The organism is Aeribacillus sp. FSL M8-0254 (assembly GCF_038008845.1).
Lineage (GTDB): Bacteria > Bacillota > Bacilli > Bacillales > Aeribacillaceae > Aeribacillus > Aeribacillus composti.
This window is the reverse complement of record NZ_JBBOZY010000001.1, coordinates 152,850-170,945: the sequence shown is the minus strand read 5'-3', so window position 1 is coordinate 170,945 and position 18,096 is coordinate 152,850. Positions and strand designations below refer to the sequence as shown.

At 41.3% G+C, this 18,096-nt stretch carries 32 protein-coding genes and 1 pseudogene; all 33 read right to left on the bottom strand.

The features are described from left to right. Nucleotides 1-303: 303 nt before the first annotated feature. The 33 genes and pseudogenes from NSQ44_RS00935 to rpsS all read right to left on the bottom strand — a co-directional run bounded on the left by NSQ44_RS00935 (nucleotide 304) and on the right by rpsS (nucleotide 18,043). Nucleotides 304-741, bottom strand: a complete 438-nt coding sequence (locus NSQ44_RS00935; protein WP_063387192.1) for a DUF2521 family protein — start codon at nucleotides 739-741, stop codon at nucleotides 304-306. 757 nt (nucleotides 742-1,498) lie between these two features. Further along, entirely contained in the window at nucleotides 1,499-1,891 is a 393-nt protein-coding gene (gene rpsI, locus NSQ44_RS00930; protein ID WP_063387191.1) for a 30S ribosomal protein S9, read from the bottom strand. Nucleotides 1,892-1,912: 21 nt separating this feature from the next. Beyond that, complete coding sequence (rplM, locus tag NSQ44_RS00925; protein ID WP_063387190.1) at nucleotides 1,913-2,350, bottom strand: 50S ribosomal protein L13; 438 nt, start codon at nucleotides 2,348-2,350, stop codon at nucleotides 1,913-1,915. 145 nt (nucleotides 2,351-2,495) lie between these two features. Continuing rightward, nucleotides 2,496-3,236 carry a tRNA pseudouridine(38-40) synthase TruA gene (gene truA / locus NSQ44_RS00920; protein ID WP_340854482.1) on the bottom strand — a complete coding sequence of 247 codons (741 nt, stop codon included), beginning with the start codon at nucleotides 3,234-3,236 and terminating at the stop codon, nucleotides 2,496-2,498. Between the two features lie 11 nt (nucleotides 3,237-3,247). Further along, on the bottom strand, nucleotides 3,248-4,045 hold the full coding sequence (locus NSQ44_RS00915; RefSeq protein ID WP_063387188.1) for an energy-coupling factor transporter transmembrane component T family protein: 798 nt from the start codon (nucleotides 4,043-4,045) through the stop codon (nucleotides 3,248-3,250). Then, complete coding sequence (locus NSQ44_RS00910; RefSeq protein WP_117017135.1) at nucleotides 4,035-4,910, bottom strand: energy-coupling factor ABC transporter ATP-binding protein; 876 nt, start codon at nucleotides 4,908-4,910, stop codon at nucleotides 4,035-4,037. Before NSQ44_RS00910 ends, NSQ44_RS00915 begins: the two co-directional genes overlap by 11 nt. After that, nucleotides 4,886-5,728: an energy-coupling factor ABC transporter ATP-binding protein gene (locus tag NSQ44_RS00905; protein ID WP_094244885.1), complete on the bottom strand. Its 843-nt coding sequence runs from the start codon at nucleotides 5,726-5,728 to the stop codon at nucleotides 4,886-4,888. Before NSQ44_RS00905 ends, NSQ44_RS00910 begins: the two co-directional genes overlap by 25 nt. A 183-nt stretch (nucleotides 5,729-5,911) precedes the next feature. Next, nucleotides 5,912-6,307 carry a 50S ribosomal protein L17 gene (gene rplQ / locus NSQ44_RS00900; protein ID WP_063387185.1) on the bottom strand — a complete coding sequence of 132 codons (396 nt, stop codon included), beginning with the start codon at nucleotides 6,305-6,307 and terminating at the stop codon, nucleotides 5,912-5,914. 53 nt (nucleotides 6,308-6,360) lie between these two features. After that, nucleotides 6,361-7,305 (bottom strand): DNA-directed RNA polymerase subunit alpha, encoded by a 945-nt coding sequence (locus NSQ44_RS00895; RefSeq protein ID WP_063387184.1) that lies wholly within the window; start codon nucleotides 7,303-7,305, stop codon nucleotides 6,361-6,363. Between the two features lie 184 nt (nucleotides 7,306-7,489). Beyond that, the gene (gene rpsK, locus NSQ44_RS00890) at nucleotides 7,490-7,879 is read right to left on the bottom strand and encodes a 30S ribosomal protein S11 (RefSeq protein ID WP_063387183.1); all 390 of its coding nucleotides are present in this window, start codon (nucleotides 7,877-7,879) and stop codon (nucleotides 7,490-7,492) included. A 20-nt stretch (nucleotides 7,880-7,899) separates the two neighbouring features. After that, nucleotides 7,900-8,265 carry a 30S ribosomal protein S13 gene (rpsM, locus tag NSQ44_RS00885; protein WP_063387182.1) on the bottom strand — a complete coding sequence of 122 codons (366 nt, stop codon included), beginning with the start codon at nucleotides 8,263-8,265 and terminating at the stop codon, nucleotides 7,900-7,902. 23 nt (nucleotides 8,266-8,288) lie between these two features. Continuing rightward, nucleotides 8,289-8,402, bottom strand: coding sequence for a 50S ribosomal protein L36 (rpmJ, locus tag NSQ44_RS00880; RefSeq protein ID WP_003156543.1), 114 nt, complete (start codon nucleotides 8,400-8,402; stop codon nucleotides 8,289-8,291). 35 nt (nucleotides 8,403-8,437) lie between these two features. Continuing rightward, the gene (infA, locus tag NSQ44_RS00875) at nucleotides 8,438-8,656 is read right to left on the bottom strand and encodes a translation initiation factor IF-1 (RefSeq protein WP_003178377.1); all 219 of its coding nucleotides are present in this window, start codon (nucleotides 8,654-8,656) and stop codon (nucleotides 8,438-8,440) included. Next, nucleotides 8,634-8,974 (bottom strand): annotated as a pseudogene (locus NSQ44_RS00870) (KOW motif-containing protein). Before NSQ44_RS00870 ends, infA begins: the two are co-directional and overlap by 23 nt. A 9-nt stretch (nucleotides 8,975-8,983) precedes the next feature. Beyond that, nucleotides 8,984-9,730 (bottom strand): type I methionyl aminopeptidase, encoded by a 747-nt coding sequence (gene map, locus NSQ44_RS00865; RefSeq protein ID WP_063387180.1) that lies wholly within the window; start codon nucleotides 9,728-9,730, stop codon nucleotides 8,984-8,986. After that, on the bottom strand, nucleotides 9,727-10,380 hold the full coding sequence (locus NSQ44_RS00860) for an adenylate kinase (protein WP_340854480.1): 654 nt from the start codon (nucleotides 10,378-10,380) through the stop codon (nucleotides 9,727-9,729). Before NSQ44_RS00860 ends, map begins: the two co-directional genes overlap by 4 nt. 58 nt (nucleotides 10,381-10,438) lie before the next feature. Continuing rightward, on the bottom strand, nucleotides 10,439-11,731 hold the full coding sequence (gene secY / locus NSQ44_RS00855) for a preprotein translocase subunit SecY (RefSeq protein WP_340854478.1): 1,293 nt from the start codon (nucleotides 11,729-11,731) through the stop codon (nucleotides 10,439-10,441). Next, complete coding sequence (gene rplO, locus NSQ44_RS00850; protein WP_063387177.1) at nucleotides 11,731-12,171, bottom strand: 50S ribosomal protein L15; 441 nt, start codon at nucleotides 12,169-12,171, stop codon at nucleotides 11,731-11,733. The genes secY and rplO overlap by 1 nt, the downstream gene beginning before the upstream one ends. 23 nt (nucleotides 12,172-12,194) lie before the next feature. Continuing rightward, on the bottom strand, nucleotides 12,195-12,377 hold the full coding sequence (gene rpmD, locus NSQ44_RS00845; RefSeq protein WP_063387176.1) for a 50S ribosomal protein L30: 183 nt from the start codon (nucleotides 12,375-12,377) through the stop codon (nucleotides 12,195-12,197). Between the two features lie 13 nt (nucleotides 12,378-12,390). Next, nucleotides 12,391-12,891: a 30S ribosomal protein S5 gene (gene rpsE / locus NSQ44_RS00840; protein ID WP_063387175.1), complete on the bottom strand. Its 501-nt coding sequence runs from the start codon at nucleotides 12,889-12,891 to the stop codon at nucleotides 12,391-12,393. Nucleotides 12,892-12,912: 21 nt separating this feature from the next. Beyond that, the gene (rplR, locus tag NSQ44_RS00835; RefSeq protein ID WP_063387174.1) at nucleotides 12,913-13,275 is read right to left on the bottom strand and encodes a 50S ribosomal protein L18; all 363 of its coding nucleotides are present in this window, start codon (nucleotides 13,273-13,275) and stop codon (nucleotides 12,913-12,915) included. Between the two features lie 31 nt (nucleotides 13,276-13,306). Continuing rightward, complete coding sequence (gene rplF, locus NSQ44_RS00830) at nucleotides 13,307-13,843, bottom strand: 50S ribosomal protein L6 (RefSeq protein WP_063387173.1); 537 nt, start codon at nucleotides 13,841-13,843, stop codon at nucleotides 13,307-13,309. A 29-nt stretch (nucleotides 13,844-13,872) separates the two neighbouring features. Then, complete coding sequence (rpsH, locus tag NSQ44_RS00825) at nucleotides 13,873-14,271, bottom strand: 30S ribosomal protein S8 (protein ID WP_063387172.1); 399 nt, start codon at nucleotides 14,269-14,271, stop codon at nucleotides 13,873-13,875. A gap of 30 nt (nucleotides 14,272-14,301) precedes the next feature. After that, nucleotides 14,302-14,487, bottom strand: a complete 186-nt coding sequence (locus NSQ44_RS00820; protein WP_063387171.1) for a type Z 30S ribosomal protein S14 — start codon at nucleotides 14,485-14,487, stop codon at nucleotides 14,302-14,304. A 20-nt stretch (nucleotides 14,488-14,507) separates the two neighbouring features. Beyond that, complete coding sequence (rplE, locus tag NSQ44_RS00815) at nucleotides 14,508-15,053, bottom strand: 50S ribosomal protein L5 (protein WP_063387170.1); 546 nt, start codon at nucleotides 15,051-15,053, stop codon at nucleotides 14,508-14,510. A 20-nt stretch (nucleotides 15,054-15,073) separates the two neighbouring features. Then, nucleotides 15,074-15,385, bottom strand: a complete 312-nt coding sequence (gene rplX, locus NSQ44_RS00810) for a 50S ribosomal protein L24 (RefSeq protein WP_063387169.1) — start codon at nucleotides 15,383-15,385, stop codon at nucleotides 15,074-15,076. 35 nt (nucleotides 15,386-15,420) lie between these two features. Beyond that, the gene (gene rplN, locus NSQ44_RS00805; RefSeq protein ID WP_063387168.1) at nucleotides 15,421-15,789 is read right to left on the bottom strand and encodes a 50S ribosomal protein L14; all 369 of its coding nucleotides are present in this window, start codon (nucleotides 15,787-15,789) and stop codon (nucleotides 15,421-15,423) included. Nucleotides 15,790-15,830: 41 nt separating this feature from the next. Further along, complete coding sequence (gene rpsQ, locus NSQ44_RS00800; protein WP_063387167.1) at nucleotides 15,831-16,094, bottom strand: 30S ribosomal protein S17; 264 nt, start codon at nucleotides 16,092-16,094, stop codon at nucleotides 15,831-15,833. Between the two features lie 21 nt (nucleotides 16,095-16,115). Further along, a complete protein-coding gene (gene rpmC, locus NSQ44_RS00795) occupies nucleotides 16,116-16,316 on the bottom strand; it encodes a 50S ribosomal protein L29 (protein WP_063387166.1) in 201 nt (66 codons plus the stop codon). Continuing rightward, nucleotides 16,306-16,740, bottom strand: coding sequence for a 50S ribosomal protein L16 (gene rplP, locus NSQ44_RS00790; protein WP_063387165.1), 435 nt, complete (start codon nucleotides 16,738-16,740; stop codon nucleotides 16,306-16,308). Before rplP ends, rpmC begins: the two co-directional genes overlap by 11 nt. A gap of 2 nt (nucleotides 16,741-16,742) precedes the next feature. Further along, the gene (rpsC, locus tag NSQ44_RS00785) at nucleotides 16,743-17,399 is read right to left on the bottom strand and encodes a 30S ribosomal protein S3 (RefSeq protein ID WP_063387164.1); all 657 of its coding nucleotides are present in this window, start codon (nucleotides 17,397-17,399) and stop codon (nucleotides 16,743-16,745) included. 3 nt (nucleotides 17,400-17,402) lie between these two features. Next, complete coding sequence (rplV, locus tag NSQ44_RS00780) at nucleotides 17,403-17,744, bottom strand: 50S ribosomal protein L22 (RefSeq protein ID WP_063387163.1); 342 nt, start codon at nucleotides 17,742-17,744, stop codon at nucleotides 17,403-17,405. Between the two features lie 20 nt (nucleotides 17,745-17,764). After that, nucleotides 17,765-18,043, bottom strand: coding sequence for a 30S ribosomal protein S19 (rpsS, locus tag NSQ44_RS00775; RefSeq protein WP_063387162.1), 279 nt, complete (start codon nucleotides 18,041-18,043; stop codon nucleotides 17,765-17,767). Nucleotides 18,044-18,096 lie beyond the last annotated feature (53 nt).

Below are 18,096 nucleotides of genomic sequence, written 5' to 3'. Positions count from 1 at the left end.
GAAAACCGCAATTTTTTGTTTTTTAAAAGTTTTCATAACATAGCCACAGTGCATGGATGTCGCCCAAATTGTCCTTACGAGTAATATTTCACATAGGAAATAAAAACCATTTGCTTCATTCTTCCTTGCAAAAAATAAGCAGCACTGCCAATAAATCCTGAACTTTTCCTTTTTGAAATAAAAAAGCCAATCAAAAGGCGAATTCAGCAATGGCCCCCGTCAAATCATTTTTTCACAAGCCGTTTTTAGGCATAAAAAAAGCCCGTTCCAACGAAGTTGAAATGAGCCATGCATGAACTGCTTTTAAAGCTTTAGTTTGTATCTCTTTTTTCCAGCTAAAAACCCTTCTTCCCACCAATAATGAATAAAGTGCTGGCATGTCAAATAGATGGATTCCATAACAAAATCATCATTTGATTCCCTTGCCAAATAAAGAATATTGTCAAATAAATTATTAATAAGCTCTTGTTCTTCCTGTATACAACGTGTATTGGCCTGCTCCATCGATTCCCCGTAATATCCGAACCGACTGTAGGCCGCTCCCAGCAAAAAAGATTCAATGGCCGAGTGGACACACTCTTCTTCCATTGCAGTTTTATGGAAGCGTTTTTGAAAAAAAGGATTAAACCATTCATCAATCATATTTTTCAATTTGCGAATTGGGAGATCTTTTAACATTTTTCGCTCAGTGAGAAGCTTTTTTTCCTGCCGTCTTTCATTAAAGTCTGTAATTACATTCATCAAAATCTCCTCCTTGTTTTTATTTTTTTCAGTTCACGCTGTTCCATTCAACCACTCCTTTCCAATTGCAATCGAGTAGGAGGGAGCGATTAACTCCCGTCCTCTCACACCACCGTACGTACGGTTCCGTATACGGCGGTTCAATTAAGATAATTGACGCAAGTCTTTATAACTTCCGTGAATAGCTGTTCTCTTTATGCCAGTGGTCACTCCACCCTCCAAGAGATCTCCCACGGGATTCACCGCTTCCTCCCTCAAGTGAGGTACTACGTTTTCTGTGTTCATCATGACTCACTGAATGCCAAGGGCTATTCTCTCTTAATTGTTCGGTCCTTCTTAGTTGTTCTAGACCAACTAATACTATGACCTCTGCTGACTTCTGACTGTTCAGCTATCTATCACTAGATAGGTTACCAAGGTTACTTGGCGTGCCAGCCAGACCTCCCCGGGTAAGAGTGTAATCTTTCCTTCCATCCATCTGCTTCATTTACTCTGTATCACCTTCGGCAGAAAGGGCTTTGTTTTGTCTTGCAAACTCACCCAGTGATACCTAGCCTCATATGAAGTTCGTGTTCCGAGAGACCTTAAAGTTTGCCGCTCGCTTCCTTCAGATTCCGCGTCACCACGGACACCCTTGCGTTAAGCTAACTGCTACTTCTGCCTTCGCAGCTCGGGACTTTCACCCTATAGATTACACCCATGCCGGGCGCACAATAAAAAAACCACAACGATTTGTTGTGGTTTAAGGTTCGAATCATTAACGTTTTGAAAATTGCGGTGCACGGCGTGCTCCTTTAAGACCGTATTTCTTACGCTCTTTTACGCGAGCATCTCGAGTTAATAAGCCTGCACGCTTTAACGTTCCGCGATATTCTGGATCAGCTTGTAAAAGTGCACGAGCAATTCCGTGGCGAATAGCGCCTGCTTGACCAGTGAAACCGCCGCCTCTAACATTTACTAGTACATCATAATTGCCAACTGTCTCTGTTAAAACAAGCGGTTGTTTAATATCTTCAATCAAAGCTTTTGTTGGAATGTAATCTTCAATGTTCCGTTTATTAATTACGATACGGCCTTCACCAGGAACTAACCGAACACGGGCAACAGAGCTTTTGCGACGACCGGTACCGTAGTATTGAACCTGTGCCAAAATGATAACCTCCTTATTAAATTATCCGCGAAGTTCATAAACTTCTGGTTTCTGTGCTTGATGAGGATGTTCGCTTCCTCTGTAAACATGCAATTTTTTAAACATTTGGCGTCCAAGGGAACCTTTTGGAAGCATTCCGCGAATAGCAAGTTCCAGCATTTTTTCAGGATAGTTGTTTCGCATTTCTAATGCAGTTCTTGATTTTAAACCACCAGGATGCTGGCTGTGGCGATAATAAATTTTGTCTGTTAATTTTTTTCCAGTTAATTCGATTTTTTCAGCATTAATAATAATTACGTGGTCACCTGTATCTACATGCGGTGTAAACGTTGGTTTGTGTTTTCCGCGTAAGATAGATGCAACTTCGCTTGCTAGACGTCCTAAAGTTTTGCCAGCTGCATCAACAACATACCATTTGCGCTCAACTTCATGCGGCTTTGCCATAAACGTTGTACGCATTGTTTTCCCTCCTTAATCGTTCATGTCGAAAAGTCTATTTCAAAAACACGATTATTTTCCGGGGCTAATCGTGGGGCTTGAAATACATACCATATGTTATCTTATCTTTTTAAGATATGAATGTCAAGAAAATGTTACACCTGGATTAGTTGTCATAATAAACTTTCCAAAGATATAGACCGCATCCAGAAACTGTTTTCCCGGCTCTTGATCTATCTTTGGCTGCGATAATTTGTTTTATTTCTTCCGGCTTGCGCTTCCCTTCTCCTACTTCAATCAATGTTCCGACTAAAATGCGAACCATATTGTAAAGGAAGCCGCTTCCGACAAAACGGAACGTAATTTCATCTCCTTCTTCCCATATATCCGCTTCATAAATAGTTCTCACTTTATTTTCCGTTTCTGTTTTAGAAGAGCAAAAGCTTGTAAAATCATGTGTTCCAATAATGAAACGGGAGGCAGCTCGAATCGTTCCAATATTTAACGGATTTGGAAAATGGTATGCATAATGACGCCGGAACACATCTCGTTGAAAACTGCGATACAAACGGTAGCGGTATTCTTTCTTCTTTGCAGAAAATCTAGCATGAAAATCTTGATCGGCAAGCTCTGCATTTTGAATGGAAATATCTTGAGGAAGCAGCGTATTCAAAGCAATCGGCCATTTTTCCATCGGAATTTTGAGGCTTGTATCAAAATGAAATACTTGGCCAACAGCATGCACGCCGACGTCTGTTCTGCCGGAAGCAGTAATTTTTATCCGCTCCCCTTTGTGGATTTTCATTAATGCTTCCTCAATTTCTCCTTGTACTGTCCGGAGGCCGGGCTGGCGCTGATAACCGCTAAATCCTGATCCATCATACGAAACTGTACATTTAATCCTCATTTTTAAAACTCCTAGGCACGCAATAGTAATAAAATAATTGATAACAGCAGGATAGAGGCCATCATAATGGAATCAATCGCTCCCCATTTCAGCTGCCTGATTTTCGTACGTCCTTCACTTCCGCGATACCCCCTGGCTTCCATAGCGGTAGCAAGCTCTTCGGCCCGCTTAAAAGCGCTGATGAAAAGTGGTACAAGCAAAGGAACGATTGCTTTTATTCGCTCTTTTACAGGCCCTGATGTAAAATCTACCCCTCTTGCCATTTGCGCCTTTAAAATTTTTTCTGTTTCCTCCAGCAGAGTCGGTATAAAGCGAAGAGAAATAGACATCATTAATGCTAGTTCATGGACAGGAAGTTTAAATTTTTTAAAAGGCTTTAACAGACTTTCCATTCCATCCGTTATTTCGATAGGCGTTGTTGTTAAGGTCAATGTCGTTGTCATAAAAATTAAGAAAATGAACCGAAGAGAGATAAAAAACCCTTGCCGCAAGCCTTCTTCATAAATGGAAAAAAAGCCGAAGCGGAACAGCATGTCCCCTTCTTTTGTTACTAAAATGTGCAGCAAAAATGTAAACCCAACGATCCATATAACAGGTTTTAAACCGTTCCATAAGAAAGAGAACGGAAGCTTCGTCAGCAAAATAATGATGAACGTAAATAATCCTAATAAAAAGTAAGTGATTCCGTTATTGGCAAAAAAGACGATAAAAACATATAAAAAAATCGTTAGCAGTTTTGCACGGGGATCCATTCGATGAATGACTGTGCTGCCAGGAACATATTTTCCGATGATGATATTATCGATCATATACGACACCTTCTTTTAAAAGGGCTTCAATGAAATCGGCCGTTTCCTCTAAAGTCAATGGCTTGTCTTCAACCGTTAAAGAAAATTTTTCTTCAAGCTTCATGACAAATTTAATTGATTCCGGCAAATCGAGCCCAAGCTGCTCCAGTTCCCCAGTCAACCGGAATATTTCCTTTGGCGACCCTTTCATCTTTAATTCCCCTTGGTGCAAAACGGCAATTTCATCAGCGTACTTTGCTGCGTCTTCCATGCTATGCGTTACTAATATTGTTGTTAATTTTTTTTCTTTATGGAGACGATAAAAAAGCTCCATGATCTCATTTCGGCCTTTTGGATCCAATCCTGCAGTCGGTTCATCTAAAACGAGCACCTCCGGCTCCATCGCTAAAACACCTGCAATCGCCACTCTTCGCATTTGCCCCCCGCTTAGCTCAAACGGGGATTGATGAAGGATTTCTTCTCCTAGACCGACAAGCGGCAGCACTTCTTTTACCTTTTTTTTCGCTTCTTCAAACGATGCGCCAAAATTCATTGGACCGAATGCTATATCTTTTTCGACGGTTTCTTCGAATAATTGATGCTCTGGGAATTGAAAGACAATTCCGACCTTTTTTCGGATAGATTTCAAGTTTTTCTGTTTTTCTCCTGCCTTAATCAGCCGGTCTCCAAGTTGAATAGAGCCTTTCGTTGGCAAAAGCAGGCCGTTTAAATGCTGCAAAATCGTTGATTTTCCCGACCCGGTATGCCCAATCACGGCCAAATATGTTCCTTCATGGATATCCATATTGATATCACACAAAGCGAGCCGTTCAAAAGGAGTGTTCATTTGGTAACGATGTTCTAATTGTCGGATTTTAATGTCCATAATTCGTCCACCAGGCTTTCTACATTAAGGTGTCGCGTCGCTAAAGGCACTCCTTTTTCAAGAAGCCGTTTGCTCAGCTTGTAAGAAAACGGAAGATCTAAACCGATGCTTACCAGCTCCTCTTCCAAGCGAAACACTTCTTTCGGAGTTCCCTCCACAAATTTTTTGCCTCCATTCATTACAATCATCCGATCTGCTTTGGCCGCCTCTTCCAAATCATGGGTGATGGAAATGACCGTCACAAGCCCTTTTTCTTTCAATGACCAAATGGTTTCAATTACTTCCCGGCGTCCAATTGGATCAAGCATTGAAGTCGCTTCATCTAAAACAATAATGCTTGGTTGAACAGCCAAAACGCCTGCAATCGCGACCCGCTGCTTTTGTCCGCCAGAAAGATGATGAGGTTCCCGTTCTAAAAATTCATTCATTTTTACAATTTTCGTCGCCCATTCGATTCGTTTTACCATCTCTTCTCTCGGTATACCTATGTTTTCCATACCAAAAGCGACATCGTCCCGTACAGTGGCGCCGACAAATTGATTATCTGGATTTTGAAACACCATTCCAATCCGTTTTCGAATATCCCAAATGGTTTTTTCTGATAATGTGATTCCTGATACAGTAACGGTTCCTTCGTCAGGCAGCAGCAGACCGTTTAGCATCCGGGCCAATGTTGATTTCCCTGATCCATTGTGTCCGACGATGGCCAGCCATTCCCCTTCATACACATCAAAGGAAACATCCGTTAGTGCAGGCTTTTCACTTTCTTTATTATAGCGGTATGTTACATGTTGAACTTGAATGATCGACCGTTCCACAGATGCCCTCCTCCCGCCTCAAGTACAGATGAAGTAAACGCGAATATCATGTCTATAAATATGAGATGCAGAGGCTGCCAAAAGAAAATCAATCCGCTTTGTAAAGTACTTGAAGATAAATAAAAAAGGGCATAGATGCAGTCATTACAACTGTCCCGCCCTTGAAGTTCATTTATATCTAAATTACACGAATTCAATGATAACCATTGGTGCTCCGTCACCACGGCGAGGACCCATTTTCAAAATTCGTGTGTAGCCGCCTTGACGATCTTGGTAACGTGGTGCCACTTCATCAAATAATTTTTGCAATGCATAGAAAGGTTTTTCTTTTTCCTTTCCGTCTTGGCCTGAAACTGTCACAGTTTTCGCAACCTCATTGCGAATAAACTGTGCTGCTTGGCGACGAGCATGCAAATCACCACGTTTACCTAAAGTAACCAGCTTCTCTACAACAGCACGAAGCTCCTTTGCACGGGCTTCAGTCGTTTCAATTCGTTCGTTAATAATTAAGTCCGTTGCTAAGTCACGGAGCATTGCTTTACGCTGCGCACTAGTACGTCCTAATTTTCTATAAGACATGTGATGTTCCCTCCTTTGTTGGAAGTTGATCTATATAGACTTTGAAAAATCAGTTAATCGTCTTTTCGTAAACTCAAACCAAGGTCTTCTAATTTTTGTTTTACTTCTTCTAGCGATTTGCGTCCTAAATTACGCACTTTCATCATGTCCTCTTCTGTTTTGTTCGCAAGTTCTTGAACTGTGTTAATACCTGCACGTTTCAAACAGTTATAAGAACGAACAGAGAGGTCAAGTTCCTCAATCGTCATTTCAAGCACTTTTTCTTTTTGGTCCTCTTCTTTTTCAACCATGATTTCAACATTTTGCGCTTCATCTGTTAAGCTAACGAAAATGTTTAAGTGCTCCATCAAAATTTTAGAGCCAAGTGCGATAGCTTCCTTTGGACCGATGCTTCCATCTGTCCAAACATCAATTGTCAGCTTATCATAATCTGTCACTTGACCAACCCGTGTATTTTCCACTTGATAAGAAACTCTAGAAACGGGTGTGTAAATCGAATCGATTGGGATGACACCTATTGGTTGATCTTCCCGTTTATTTTCCTCAGCCGGGCTGTATCCTCTCCCGCGCTTCGCCGTCATTCTCAGCCGCAAATGAGCATCTTTCGCAAGAGTTGCAATATGAAGATCAGGATTTAATATTTCAACATCGCTATCGTGAGTTATATCTGCTGCCGTAATGGGCCCTTCACCTTGTACGTCAATTTCTAGCGTCTTCTCTTCTTCTGAATAAATTTTCAGAGCAAGCTTTTTTAAATTTAAAATAATCGTTGTAACATCTTCGACGACACCATCAATTGTAGAAAATTCATGGAGGACGCCGTCAATTTGAACAGATGTTACAGCGGCACCAGGGAGTGAGGATAATAGGATACGACGTAAGGAGTTACCCAAAGTTGTACCATATCCACGCTCAAGTGGCTCGACAACGAATTTCCCATATTTCGCGTCATCACTGATTTCAACCGTTTCGATTTTTGGTTTTTCAATTTCAATCATTCTAAATAAAACCCTCCTTCAAAACGTCGAAACCCCGGCTAGACAAAGAAGAGAAAACGCGTCTAACCGAAATTCCCCAATCATAAAGTCCCGAATGTGCACAAACAACATCTTAATAAATGCTAGAATCTATAACTGTATCATAACCCATTATTGACAGGGTTACAAAATATATACAGATAAATTACACACGACGACGTTTTGGCGGACGGCATCCATTATGTGGAACAGGTGTGACGTCTTTAATAGATGTCACTTCAAGACCTGCTGCTTGAAGAGCACGAATCGCAGCTTCGCGGCCTGCGCCAGGTCCTTTTACAGAAACCTCTAATGATTTCATTCCGTGCTCCATAGAAGCTTTAGCAGCTGCTTCAGCTGCCATCTGTGCAGCAAACGGAGTTGACTTACGAGAACCTTTAAATCCTAATGCACCGGCACTTGACCAAGCAATTGCATTGCCGTGCACATCAGTAATAGTGACAATCGTGTTGTTAAAGGTTGATCGAATATGTGCGATGCCTGTCTCAATATTCTTTTTTACGCGGCGTTTGCGAGTATTTGTTTTACGAGCCATTTACAGTTAACCTCCTTTACTTATTTTTTCTTGTTAGCAACCGTACGGCGCGGTCCTTTACGAGTACGTGCGTTGTTTTTCGTATTTTGGCCTCGAACAGGCAAACCACGGCGATGGCGGATACCACGGTAGCAGCCAATTTCAATGAGACGCTTAATGTTTAGAGAAACTTCCCGTCGAAGATCTCCTTCCACTTTATAAGTGTCGACAATGTCACGGATTCTTCCTAATTCTTCTTCTGTTAAATCACGAACACGAGTATCTTCGGAAACTCCAGCTTCAGCTAAAATTTTTTGAGCTGTTGAACGCCCGATTCCGTAAATATAAGTTAAAGAAATGACAATGCGTTTATCGCGTGGAATATCTACACCAGCAATACGCGCCATAATATGAGCACCTCCTTCAAAAATTAACCTTGTTTTTGTTTATGTTTTGGATTTTCGCAAATAACCATAACTTTTCCTTTTCTGCGAATGACTTTACATTTTTCGCATATAGGTTTCACTGATGGTCTTACTTTCATGTTTACCCAACCTCCTTAATAATCCGGAGTGCAAATTATTTATATCGATACGTAATTCTTCCGCGGGTTAAATCATATGGTGATAATTCAACCGTTACTTTATCACCCGGCAAAATACGAATAAAATGCATTCTAATTTTTCCAGAAACATGAGCCAGCACGGTATGACCATTTTCCAACTCTACTTTAAACATCGCGTTAGGCAACGTCTCAACAACGGTACCCTCTACTTCAATGACATCGTCTTTCGCCATTCAATTGTCTCCCTTCCTCAAATCAGTAACTTGTTCATTGACAAATCGGCTTATTGCATATCGAAGTTTGCCATTTGTCACACGGCCAGTTTCCAATATACTGTTCTGAACTTCCGGAGATACGCAATCAAAAAATTCAAGATGATGGATGTTTTTTTTCTTTGGAGAATGAAACTTTCGCTTTTCTCCATCGGCAATCAATACGAATCGATCATCGAGAATTTTCACGACAATCGCATATTTGCCAGCTTCTCTCCCTTTCGTAATCAAGACAAACTGACCTATTTGCGGACTCGACTCAGGATCACTCACGCACATCACCTTCACTTAGGGTGTTGTTAAAATTTCATAACCTGTATCAGTAATGGCAATTGTATGTTCAAAATGAGCACACATTTTGCCATCTACAGTCACGACAGTCCAATTATCAGCTAACGTTCTGACATAACGGCTTCCCGCATTGACCATAGGCTCAATCGCTAAAACCATACCGGGCTTCAGCCTTGGCCCTTTGTTCGGTGGACCATAATGCGGAATTTGAGGATCCTCATGCAAGTCTTGCCCTACGCCATGACCTACGTATTCACGAACAATGGAAAAACCGTGAGATTCGACGTAAACTTGAATGGCATGAGAAATGTTCGAAAGTCTTCCTCCTGGTTTTGCTTCTTCTAATCCTTTATATAAAGATTCTTTTGTAACATCAAGCAGTTTCTGTGTTTCTTCGGAAATTGTACCGACAGGATAAGTCCATGCAGAGTCCCCGTGATAGCCGTTGTATTTCGCACCAATGTCAATACTAATAATATCTCCATCACGCAATACACGGTCTCCAGGTATTCCGTGAACAAGCTCTTCATTCACGGAAGTGCAAATACTGCCGCGAAAACCATTATACCCTTTAAATGAGGGGATTGCATCATGTTCACGTATAAACTTTTCAGCAATTCTGTCCAGTTCTTTTGTTGTAATACCAGGCTGAATATATTTCTGGAGTTCTTGGTGAGTTAAAGCAACAATCCGTCCAGCCTCGCGCATAATTTCAATTTCGCGCTTTGTTTTGCAAATAATCATTCACCCAAGCCTCCAAGCAAGTTGCAAATATCTTCAAATACTTTGTTAATCTCTTGCTGACCGTCAATATTTTTCAAATAGCCTTTAGATTTATAGAAATCAAGCAGCGGTTTCGACTGCTTCAAATTCACTTCCAAACGGTTTCCAACGGTTTCAGCGTTATCATCAGCTCGTTGATATAAATTTCCTCCGCACTTATCACAAATTCCTTCTTCTTTTGGCGGATTGAATACAAGATGGTACGTTGCACCGCAATTTTTGCAAATTCTTCGTCCTGTTAGCCGTTCCATTAAAATTTCTTGGTCAACATGAATGTTGATAACATAATCAATTTCTTTATTAAGCTCTTTTAAAATTTTCTCCAAAGCCTCCGCTTGAGCAACGGTGCGCGGAAAACCATCCAATAAAAAGCCTTTATCAGTATCATTCTTGCCTAATCTTTCCCGAACAATACCAATCGTAACTTCATCCGGCACTAATTCGCCTTTATCCATATAAGACTTCGCTTGTAACCCTAACTCGGTTCCATCTTTTATAGCTGCTCTGAACATATCTCCTGTTGAGATATGCGGGATGTTGTATTTTTCAACAATTTTTTCAGCCTGTGTTCCTTTTCCTGCCCCAGGCAGCCCCATTAATACTAAATTCATGGACTCTCCCCCTCAAACGCTTTTCGAGGGAATGGGACATTCATCGCCCCACAACCTCTTATTTCATAAAACCTTTGTAATGACGTTTGACAAGCTGGCTCTCAAGCTGCTTCATAGTTTCCAAAGCGACACCGACAACGATCAAGAGACTTGTTCCACCTATTTGTGCTGAAGAAGGCAAGTCAGCAAATTTTATAAAAAAGACAGGAAGTATTGAGACAACTGCTAGAAAAATAGAACCGACAAATGTTAAACGGTATAAAATTTTCGTTACGTACTCTTGTGTACTTTTTCCTGGTCTTATACCCGGTATATAGCCGCCTTGCTTCTGCAAATTTTCAGCCATTTGCTCCGGGTTCACTTGAACAAATGTATAGAAATAAGTGAAAGCGATAATTAATGCAACGTAGATGATCATCCCGATAGGTTGCGTGTAGTCAAATGTTTTTTGAATCCATCTTGTTACATCATTTGGTCCAAAGAACGATGCAATCGTTGTGGGGGTAACAATAAACGATACTGCAAAAATGACTGGAATGACTCCAGCAGAGTTAACCTTCAATGGGAGATGCGTTGAATGTCCCCCAACCGGACTTCTACCTGCAAGCCGCTTTGCATACTGAATCGGAATTTTTCGGAATGCTTGTTGAACGAAAATAACAGCTACAACAACTAATAAAACGGCAAGAACAAGCAAAACGACAGTTACAATTCTTAAAAATAGCTGATCGCCAACATCCGCAAATTGTTGAGCATAAATTTGGTTTACTGCCGTTGGAATGCCGGCAGCAATCCCAGCAAAGATAATAATAGAAATACCGTTCCCAACGCCTTTTGCGGTAATTTGCTCACCAAGCCACATTAAAAAGGCTGTTCCCGCAGTTAAAACAAGTGCGATCAACAAATAGTTTCCAATGCCAGGGTTTATGATTAACAGACCGCCGGCCATATTATTAAAGCCATATGACATTGCCAGCGCTTGAATAAATCCTAAAATAATTGTTAAATAACGCGTGAATTGGGCAAGCTTTCTGCGGCCTACTTCACCCTGCTTCGACCACTCTGTAAATTTCGGTACAACGTCCATTTGCAGAAGCTGAACAATGATTGAAGCAGTAATGTAAGGCATAATCCCCATTGCTAAAATGGAGAAGTTTTGCAATGCCCCGCCTCCAAAAATGTTCAAAACGCCAAATACGTTCAATTGGTCTTGTGCTTTTAGTACGTCTGCGTTCACACCCGGTACAGGGATAAAAGTGCCGATCCGGAAAATTACCAGCATAAGAAGGGTGAACAAGATTCGATTGCGAATGTCACCCACGCGCATAAAATTGGAGATTGCCTTGAACATTAAATCACCTCAGCAGAACCGCCGGCGGCTTCAATTGCCTCTTTTGCTGAAGCAGAAAATTTGTGTGCTTTAACCGTTAATTTTTTCTCTAATTTACCGTCTCCAAGCACTTTAATGCCTGCTTTCAGTTTGCTTACAACACCTGTTTCCAAAAGAAGCTCTGGAGTAATTTCCGTACCGTCTTCAAAACGATTCAATTTGTCCAAGTTCACAACTTGATATTCTTTGCGGTTAATGTTTGTAAACCCACGTTTTGGCAAACGACGGAATAGAGGAGTTTGACCGCCTTCAAATCCAGGCCGAACTCCACCGCCAGATCGGGCATTTTGTCCTTTTTGACCACGTCCAGCAGTTTTTCCATTACCTGAACCAATACCGCGACCAACACGATTCCGCTCTTTACGAGAACCTTCTGCCGGTTTTAATTCATGAAGCTTCATATCCTTGGCACCTCCTTATTTGATTATTGTTCTTCCACTTTCACGAGATGTGACACTTTATTGATCATTCCGCGAATTGCCGGATTGTCATTATGAACAACTGTTTGATGCAATTTCCGCAAGCCTAATGTTTTAACGGTTATTCTTTGGTCTTCAGGACGACCAATTACACTCTTTTTGAGGGTAATCGCCAATTTTTTTGCCATTGTCTTTCCCTCCTTATCCTAACAGTTCTTCAACCGTTTTTCCACGAAGTTTAGCAACATCTTCTACACGCTTCAGCTGCTTTAACCCGTCAACTGTTGCCCGAACCATATTAATCGGTGTATTGGAGCCTAAAGATTTAGATAAGATATCGTGAACACCTGCTAATTCAAGTACTGCACGGACAGGTCCTCCAGCGATAACCCCCGTACCTTCAACAGCAGGTTTCAAGAGAATCTTTCCTGCACCGAATTTACCGATTACTTCGTGTGGAATGGACGTACCTACAATTGGTACTTCAATTAAGTTTTTCTTTGCATCTTCAATTGCTTTGCGGATAGCATCAGGAACTTCTTGCGCTTTACCAGTTCCGAAACCTACATGACCGTTTTTGTCTCCGACAACAACAAGAGCAGCAAAACGGAAACGACGGCCACCTTTTACTACTTTTGCAACACGGTTTACGGTAACAACACGTTCTTCAAGTTCAAGTTTGCTTGGATCAATACGACGCATCACTTTTCCCTCCTTTGTCAATTAAAATTCAAGGCCAACTTCGCGAGCTGCATCAGCTAAAGCCTTCACACGTCCATGATATAAATATCCACCACGGTCAAACACAACAGATTTAATACCTTTTTCAAGCGCACGTTTTGCAACAAGTTCGCCGACCTTTTGAGCAGCTTCTACATTCCCAGTTGATTCCAAGTTAAGCTCTTTATCCAAAGTAGAAGCACTCACAAGCGTTTGGTGATTTGTATCATCAATCACTTGAGCATAAATGTGCTTGTTGGAGCGGTATACGTTTAAACGCGGGCGAGCGGCTGTACCGGAAACCTTTGAACGCACGCGTGCATGTCTAGTTTTGCGAACCGCATTTTTACTAGGTTTTGTAATCATCTACGTCACTCCTTTCTTTCTTTATGCAACATTACTTAGCAGTCTTACCTTCTTTGCGGCGCACATATTCTCCTTCATAGCGGATGCCTTTTCCTTTATATGGTTCAGGCGGACGAACCGCACGAATGTTTGCAGCGACTGCGCCAACACGCTCTTTATCTGTACCTTTAACGACGATTTTTGTTTGAGAAGGAACGTCGATTTCAATGCCTTGTTCAGGTTCATATTCGACTGGATGAGAGTATCCGACATTCAATACTAGTTTCTTTCCTGATTTTGATGCACGGTATCCGACCCCGATCAGTTCTAAACTTTTTTCAAAGCCTTTGGAAACACCTTCAACCATATTGGCAAGAAGGCTGCGAGTCGTCCCGTGAAGAGCACGGTGCTCTTTATTGTCAGATGGACGAGTAACAGTTAATACTTGATCTTCAACTTTTATATCCATATCTGGATGAAATGTACGGGTTAATTCTCCTTTTGGTCCTTTTACTGTTACTGTATTTCCATTAATCGTAACAGTGACACCTGAAGGAATTTCAAGCGGTTTTTTCCCTACACGTGACATGAATGACACCTCCATTTCGTGTTAAAAAATTACCAAACGTATGCGAGCACTTCTCCGCCTGTTTGCTTCGCGCGCGCTTCTTTATCAGTTAAAACGCCTTGAGAAGTCGAAACGATTGCTATTCCTAATCCATTCAACACACGTGGCACTTCATTAGCTTTTGCATAAACGCGCAAGCCTGGTTTGCTGATTCGTTTAAGGCCAGTTATAACACGTTCGTTGTTAGGCCCGTACTTTAAGAAAATGCGCAAAATACCTTGTTTATTATCTTCAATATATTCATAATCGCGAATAAACCCTTCACGCTTTAAAATTTCAGCAATTTCCCGTTTAATTTTGGAAGCAGGAACTTCCAGTTTTTCATGACGAACCATGTTCGCATTGCGAATGCGAGTAAGCATATCTGCAATAGGATCTGTCATCACCATTATAAATAACCTCCTTCCCATTTATCGATACTACCAACTAGCTTTTTTCACGCCAGGGATCTGACCTTTGTAAGCAAGTTCACGGAAACAAATACGGCAAAGCTTAAATTTGCGGATGACTGCATGCGGACGGCCGCAGCGTTCACAGCGTGTGTATTCACGCACTTTAAATTTTTGCTTGCGTTTTTGTTTCGCAATCATTGACTTTTTAGCCACATTTTCGCCTCCAATCTAAATTAGCGATTATTTTGGAACGGCATGCCGAACAGAGTTAATAGCTCGCGAGCCTCTTCATCGGTTTTTGCTGTTGTAACGATTACGATATCCATACCTCTTACTTTATTTACTTTATCGTAATCAATTTCTGGGAAAATAAGTTGTTCTCTAATACCAAGCGTATAATTGCCGCGGCCATCAAATGATTTTTTAGATACACCACGGAAGTCGCGCACACGTGGTAAAGAAACGGAAATCAATTTGTCAAAGAAATCGTACATACGCTCTCCACGAAGCGTAACTTTGCAGCCGATCGGCATTCCTTCACGAAGCCGGAAGCCGGCAATGGATTTTTTCGCACGAGTCACTACAGGTTTTTGACCAGAAATGAGAGTTAATTCTTCAACAGCACTGTCCAGCGCTTTCGCATTTTGGACTGCATCACCGACGCCCATATTGATGACAATTTTTTCGATTTTAGGAACTTGCATAACAGATTTATAGTTAAACTTGTTCATTAGTGCAGGTATGATTTCTTTTACGTATTTTTCTTTAAGGCGGTTCATAAATAGACCTCCCTTCCAAATTATTTATCTAAAATTTCACCTGATTTTTTTGCTACACGCACCTTTTTGCCGTCCACAATTTTATAACCGACACGAGTCGGTTCACCTGTTTTTGGATCTAATGGCATTACATTTGATACATGAATAGGCGCTTCTTTACTGATAATTCCGCCTTGTGGATTATCTTGAGAAGGCTTCGCATGTTTTTTCACGATGTTCACGCCTTCCACAAGCACGCGGTTCTTTTTCGGATATGCTGCAAGGATCACGCCTTGTTTTCCTTTATCTTTTCCGGCGATCACCATTACTTTGTCACCCTTCTTAACATGCATCGATTACACACCTCCTTGGTAAGCCAAACTCATAATTAAAGTACTTCTGGAGCAAGAGAAACGATTTTCATAAAGTTTTTATCGCGAAGTTCACGCGCAACCGGTCCAAAAATACGAGTACCTCTCGGGCTTTTGTCTTCGCGGATGATGACGCATGCGTTTTCGTCAAAACGAATGTACGAACCGTCAGGACGGCGCACACCACGTTTTGTACGCACAACAACAGCTTTTACTACATCACCTTTTTTAACAACGCCTCCTGGTGTTGCTTGTTTAACCGTACCGACAATAATATCACCGATATTTGCTGTTTTACGACCAGATCCGCCAAGAACTTTAATTGTTAACAATTCACGTGCACCAGAGTTATCAGCAACTTTTAAACGAGATTCTTGTTGAATCATGTTCGTGACCTCCCTTCGGAATTTTTTTCATCCGAACCAAATTAAATAATAACTGCTTCTTCTACAATTTCAACTAAACGGAAACGTTTTGTTGCAGATAGCGGGCGAGTTTCCATAATGCGAACGATATCGCCGACTTTCGCTTTGTTTTGCTCATCATGAGCTTTGAACTTTTTAGAATATTTCACGCGTTTTCCATAAAGCGGGTGTTTTTTATAAGTTTCAACAAGAACAGTGATGGTCTTATCCATTTTATCCGACACGACGCGTCCAGTATAAACTTTGCGCTTGTTGCGTTCACTCATTTGGCAAACCTCCTCTCACGATTATTTGTTTGCAGCAATTTCTCTTTCGCGAATAATAGTTTTCATTCTAGCAATCGTTTTGCGTACTTCACGGATGCGGGCAGTATTTTCAAGCTGACCAGTCGCAAGCTGGAAGCGCAAGTTAAACAATTCTTCTTTTAAAGATTTCACTTTTTGTTCAATTTCGGCAGTGGTTAGATCACGAATTTCTTTAGCTTTCATTTGATTCACCACCAATTTCTTCACGTTTTACAAATTTTGTTTTGATTGGTAATTTATGAGATGCAAGACGCAGTGCTTCACGTGCAACTTCTTCAGAAACACCCGCAACCTCGAACAATACTTTACCCGGCTTCACTACAGCAACCCAGCCTTCAGGTGCCCCTTTACCGGAACCCATCCGTACTTCTAAAGGTTTAGCCGTGTATGGTTTAGACGGGAAAATTTTAATCCAAACTTTTCCGCCACGTCTCATATAACGCGTCATCGCGATACGTGCTGCTTCAATTTGTCTGTTGGTGATCCAAGCAGGCTCAAGAGCTTGAATGCCATATTCACCGAAATGAACTTCAGTGCCGCCTTTTGCACGTCCGCGCATTTTCCCGCGATGTTCTCTACGATATTTTACGCGTTTAGGCATTAACATAATTATTTGCCTCCTTCCTCATTGTTCTTTTTAGCTGGAAGAACTTCTCCACGATAAATCCAAACTTTTACGCCCAATTTTCCGTACGTTGTATCCGCTTCTGCAGTTCCGTAATCGATGTCTGCGCGAAGAGTATGAAGCGGTACCGTTCCTTCACTGTAATGTTCAGAACGTGCGATATCTGCACCACCAAGACGGCCGGATACCATTGTTTTAATACCTAATGCACCTGCGCGCATTGCACGTTGGATCGCTTGTTTTTGAACACGACGGAACGAAGCGCGGTTTTCTAGCTGACGTGCAATATTTTCCGCAACAAGTTTTGCATCTAAATCAGCTTTTTTAATTTCTAAAATATTAATGTGCACACGTTTGCCAGTTAGTTGGTTCAAAGCCTTTCTTAAAGCTTCGACCTCTGTACCACCTTTACCGATAACCATTCCTGGCTTAGCTGTGTGGATAGTGATATTTAAACGGTTTGCCGCACGTTCAATTTCAATGCGGGAAACGGATGCATCGCTTAAACGTTTATTAATGTATTCACGAATTTTGAGGTCTTCATGTAACAGGTCTGCATAATCTTTTTCTGCATACCATTTCGATTCCCAATCACGAATGATGCCAATTCGAAGACCGACTGGATTTACCTTTTGACCCACTAATTATCCCTCCTTTTTTTCCGAAACAATGATCGTAATATGGCTTGTGCGTTTGTTGATTTGGCTCGCTCTACCTTGTGCACGTGGTCTAAAGCGTTTCAAAGTTGGTCCTTCATCAACATAAGCCTTTTCAATATATAAATTGTTTCCGTCCATGTCATAGTTATGCTCTGCATTTGCAACAGCCGATTTTAACACTTTTTCAATAATTGGTGAAGCAGCTTTAGGTGTATGGCGAAGAATGGCAATTGCCTCACCAACTTGCTTTCCTCGGATCAAGTCAATAACTAAACGAGCTTTACGAGGAGCAATTCGTACTGTTCTCGCAACAGCTTTAGCCTGCATCCTAAAATCCTCCTCTCATATTAGCGTTTTGTCTTCTTGTCATCTCCGGCATGGCCTCTGTAAGTACGAGTTGGAGCAAACTCTCCAAGCTTATGTCCTACCATGTCTTCAGTAATGTATACTGGAACATGTTTTCTTCCATCATAGACCGCAATGGTATGACCGATGAAAGATGGGAAAATAGTTGAACGGCGAGACCAAGTTTTGATGACTTGTTTGCTTCCAGTTTCATTTAATTTTTCGATTTTTTTCATTAAATGATCATCGCAGAATGGTCCTTTTTTTAAGCTACGACCCATAATGTTACCTCCCTTCGTGATTGCGCTACGGTTCTGATGAACCGTAGAACAAC